General features: G+C 64.6%; 4 protein-coding genes. 2 read left to right on the top strand and 2 right to left on the bottom strand.

Annotated features, from left to right (window positions below):
- On the top strand, positions 1-1,407 hold a 1,407-nt coding region (locus tag EOD07_RS23720), incomplete at its 5' end, for a glutamate synthase-related protein (RefSeq protein ID WP_245470434.1).
- 142 nt (positions 1,408-1,549) lie between these two features.
- Positions 1,550-3,004 carry a glutamate synthase subunit beta gene (locus EOD07_RS23715; RefSeq protein WP_127237176.1) on the top strand — a complete coding sequence of 485 codons (1,455 nt, stop codon included), beginning with the start codon at positions 1,550-1,552 and terminating at the stop codon, positions 3,002-3,004.
- Between the two features lie 155 nt (positions 3,005-3,159).
- On the opposite strand, the gene EOD07_RS23710 is transcribed toward EOD07_RS23715, so the two are convergent.
- Positions 3,160-3,567, bottom strand: a complete 408-nt coding sequence (locus tag EOD07_RS23710; protein ID WP_127237175.1) for an MAPEG family protein — start codon at positions 3,565-3,567, stop codon at positions 3,160-3,162.
- 87 nt (positions 3,568-3,654) lie between these two features.
- Positions 3,655-4,536 (bottom strand): DUF459 domain-containing protein (locus EOD07_RS23705; RefSeq protein WP_127237174.1); only part of this gene is annotated, 882 nt, incomplete at its 5' end.

The following is a 4,536-nucleotide window of genomic DNA, read 5'->3' as shown; positions in this document are numbered from 1 at the left end:
GCCGGCAGCCCGTGGGAAATGGGCCTTGCCGAAACGCATCAGACGCTGGTGCTCAACGGCTTGCGTTCGCGCGTCGCGCTGCAGGTCGATGGCGGGTTGCGCACCGGGCGCGACGTCATCATCGGCGCGCTGCTCGGCGCGGACGAATTCGGCTTCTCGACCGCGCCGCTGATCGCGGCCGGCTGCATCATGATGCGCAAGTGCCACCTGAACACCTGCCCGGTCGGCGTGGCGACGCAGGATCCGGTGCTGCGCAAGCGCTTCAAGGGCACGCCCGAGCACGTCATCAACTTCTTCTTCTATGTGGCGGAAGAGGTGCGGGCGCTGCTTGCCGAGATGGGCTACACCCATCTCGACCAGATCATCGGCGACAGCGATCTCCTGGAAAAGCGCGATGTGATCCAGCACTGGAAGGCGCGCGGGCTCGACTTCTCGAAGATGTTCTACAAGCCGGACGCGCCGCATGAGGCGCTGCACTGGACCGAACGGCAGAAGCATCCGATCGACGACGTGCTCGACCGCAAGCTGATCGAGCTGGCGAAGCCCGCGCTCGAAGCCAAGCAGCCCGTCACCATCGAGCTGCCGATCCGCAATGTCGACCGCTCTACCGGCGCCATGCTGTCGGGCGAGGTCGCCAAGCGCTTCAAGCACAAGGGCCTGCGCGAGGATACGATCACCGTCAAGCTCACCGGCACCGCCGGCCAGTCCTTCGGCGCGTTCCTGGCGCGCGGCGTCTCCTTCGAACTGGTCGGCGCCGGCAACGACTATGTCGGCAAGGGTCTGTCGGGGGGCCGCATCGTCATCCGCCCGCCGGAGGAAGCCAAGATCGTCGCGGCGGACTCGATCATCGTCGGCAACACGGTGCTTTACGGCGCCACCGAGGGCGAGGCCTATTTCGCCGGCGTCGCCGGCGAGCGTTTCGCCGTGCGCAATTCCGGTGTGGCCGCCGTCGTCGAAGGCGTCGGCGACCATGGCTGCGAGTACATGACCGGCGGCATCGTCGTCGTGCTCGGCAAGACCGGGCGCAATTTCGCGGCCGGCATGTCGGGCGGCGTCGCCTATGTGCTGGACGAGAAGGGCGATTTCGCCGAACGATGCAACATGGCGATGGTCGAGCTGGAGCCGGTCCCGGAAGAGGACGACCTGATGGAGAAACTGCTCCATCACGGCGGCGACCTCGACCACAAGGGCCGCGTCGACGTGTCGGGCGACATGACCAGCCATGACGAGGAACGGCTCTACCAGCTGATCTCGAACCACGTGCATTTCACCGGTTCGGTGCGTGGCCGCGAGATTCTGGACGACTGGCAGAACTTCCGGCCGAAATTCCGAAAAATCATGCCGGTCGAATATCGCCGCGCGCTGATCGAGATGGAACGCATGCGCATGAGCGTGGCGGCGGAATAGTTTCGGGCATGGCCGGGAAGACGACTTCCCGGCCGGCATCCTCACCAACAATCCTGACCTCGGAACGAAGGTTGTCATGGCGGCCTTATGAGGTTAACGGGTGCGCGGCAGAAGCGTGCCTTCGGACAGCAGGGACTGGACTATGGGCAAGGTAACAGGCTTTCTCGAGATCGACCGGCAGGTGCACAAGTACCAGCCGGCTTCCGACCGCATCCGGCATTTCCGCGAATTCACGCTGCCGATGTCGGACAAGGAGGTCGAGAAACAGGCCGCGCGCTGCATGGATTGCGGCATCCCGTATTGCCACGGACCGACGGGCTGCCCGATCCACAACCAAATCCCGGACTGGAACGACCTCGTCTACAATGGCGACTGGGACAACGCGATCCGCAACCTGCATTCGACAAACAATTTCCCGGAGTTCACCGGCCGCATCTGCCCGGCGCCTTGCGAGGAGGCCTGCACGCTGAACCTCGAGGACATTCCGGTCGCCATCAAGACGGTCGAGCAAGCGATCGCCGACAAGGCCTACGAGACCGGTCACATCCGGCCCTATCCGCCGGAAAAGAAGACGGGCAAGCGTGTCGCCGTCATCGGCTCCGGCCCCGCCGGCATGGCGGCGGCGCAGCAGCTCGGCCGCGCCGGCCATGACGTGCATGTCTATGAGCGCGAGAGCCGCCCTGGCGGGCTGATGCGCTACGGCATCCCGGACTTCAAGATCGAGAAGCACTATATCGACAGGCGCATCGAGCAGATGCAGGGCGAGGGCGTGACCTTCCATTGCGGCGTCAATGTCGGCGTCGACATGAAGGTGGCCGATCTCATCGAGGAGTTCGACGCCGTGCTCTATTGCGGCGGCTCCGAGACGCCGCGCCCGGCCGGTATTCCGGGCAGCGACCTCAGCGGCGTCTATGACGCCATGCCCTATCTCGTGCAGCAGAACCGCCGCGTCGGCGGCGAGCCGATTCAATCGGTGGCCTGGCCCTCGCACCCGATCATCGCCGGTGGCCAGCATGTCGTCGTGGTCGGCGGCGGCGACACGGCGTCGGACTGCATCGGCACCGCCTTCCGCCAGGGCGCGGTGCGCGTAACCCAGCTCGACATCCGCCCGCAGCCGCCGGAGAAGGAAGACAAGCTGGCGGTCTGGCCCTATTGGGCGACGAAGATGCGCACGTCCTCCTCGCAGGCGGAGGGGGCCGAGCGCGAATTCCAGGTGGCGACGCTCGAATTCATCGGCGAGGACGGCCAGTTGACGGGTGTGCGCTGCTGCGAGGTCGACGACAAGCGCAAGCCGATCCCCGGCACGGAGTTCGTCATCCGCGCCGATCTCGCCTTCATCGCCATCGGCTTTGCCGGTCCGGCGAGCGACAGCCTGATGAAAGAGCTCGACGGCAAGATCAAGGTCGTCACCGACAGCCGCCGATCGAAGAATGTCGAGGCGAACGACCGCGACTACAGGACCAGCGTCGACAAGCTCTATGCCGCGGGCGACGTGCGCCGCGGCCAGTCGCTGGTGGTCTGGGCGATCCGCGAGGGTCGCCAGGCGGCGCGCTCGATCGACGAGGCATTGATGGGATCGACGGTGCTGCCGCGCTGAAGCGGCGATCCGTTAGAGCGTTTCACCGTTTCACGGAAATGGTGAGACGCCCTAAAGCGAGTCGCGATCTTTCAGATTCGCTCCATGCGCTTTAGGTTTTTGATTTTACGCATGTCTTCATCCCGAAACCGGTTCCCGCTTTCGGGAGACATGCTTTAGCTGAGCAGCAGCTTTATCGCCCAATAGAGGCCGATGGCCATCTGGACCGCGAACGCCGAGAATCGAGCCTTGACGGCGATCGGGCTTGTCGACGTCAGATGGATGGCCGACTGCATCAGCCGCGCGCCGAGAAACCAATATGCGAGCGGGTCGGTAATCGTGGTGCGCGAACTCATCATGGCCAGGGCCATGAGACCTCCGAATATGGGAAGGCCTTCGATGCAATTGGCGTGGGCGCGCGCCAGCCGCTGCAAGAAGGGCGAAAGGCCGGCGTTGTCCGGTGCAAAGCCATTCGCAAGGACGCGGCCGCTCACCACGAGATGGGTGCGCAGGATTTCCATCCATATGAGCAATAAGAGGGTCCAAGTCACGAACCCAAGCAAGGCATAGCCCGTTGCCGACATATTCGTCCCCCGACTTTGACTTCGGCCAAAATCCAATAATGCCATTGTTCGGCTCGGCGCGAAATTGCCGCTACGCCGGAACGTCGGTCAAGGAGTTGCCGGTGTCGGGCCGGATTCGACAGCTGCCGTCGCCGGCGACTTTGGCGGCCAGGAAAAATCGTCGGCGCGGCCGGGCGAGGCCGTCGGCGCCTTGCCTTCCAGGATCAGCTTTTCGCCGGGCAGGTTCGGATCGGCCCTGGCCGGCTGCGTGGCGCCGAGCAGCTCGGTGCCGCCGTCGAGCGCCGGGTCGCCGAGCAGCATCGGCGCAGTGCGGTCGACGATGACGGGCGCGGCGGCCGGCTTCGGCGCCTCCACCGGGGCGCCGGCCGGCGCCGACACGGTCGTGACGCTTCCGGGCGCCGCCAGGCCGAGTATCTTTGCCAATGGCTTTTCCGTGTAGAAGGCCAGCTTGCGCTTGCCGGCCTTGGTGACGTTGATGCCGTCGTCGGAACGCAGCCGTACCGGCTGGCCGTTGATGTCCGGACCGGAGGTGACGAAAGCGCCGTTCTCATCGACGAAGCCGTCCCAGACATCGACGAACTCGCCACCGTGTTTCTGGGCGGCCGAATGATAGATGTCGTTGAAGGCGAGCATGTCGGAGTTCATCTTCGACACACCGAAAGCCGGCATGCCGACCCAAAGGAACGGCACTTTGGTGTCTTGTAGGGCCTTGCCGAACGCATCGGTGCGGCGCTCATATTCCTTGGTCCAGTTCTCCGAGCGCGGCTGCTCGCGGACGTCGCCGACCTTCATCTGCTGGCGGTCGTTGGAACCCAGCATGACGATCACGGCCGCCGGTTTCTCGGTTTCGATCAGCGATTTTATCTGGGTCGGCCAATTGTAGACATCGTCACGAACGAAGCCGGACGAACCGTTGGCGCGGGCGACGATCCTGACGGCGGGATTGTCGGCAAAGGCCGTGTCCAGGCC

It is taken from the genome of Mesorhizobium sp. M2C.T.Ca.TU.002.02.1.1, from assembly GCF_003997225.1.
Note: the sequence above shows the minus strand (reverse complement) of the source record. Positions and strands in the feature narration are given on the sequence as shown.

Bases quoted from the DNA above. Each gene is read 5' to 3' on its own strand.
- EOD07_RS23710 (WP_127237175.1), bottom strand. From the start codon at position 3,567: ATGTCGGCAACGGGCTATGCCTTGCTTGGGTTCGTGACTTGGACCCTC.
- EOD07_RS23715 (WP_127237176.1), top strand. From the start codon at position 1,550: ATGGGCAAGGTAACAGGCTTTCTCGAGATCGACCGGCAGGTGCACAAG.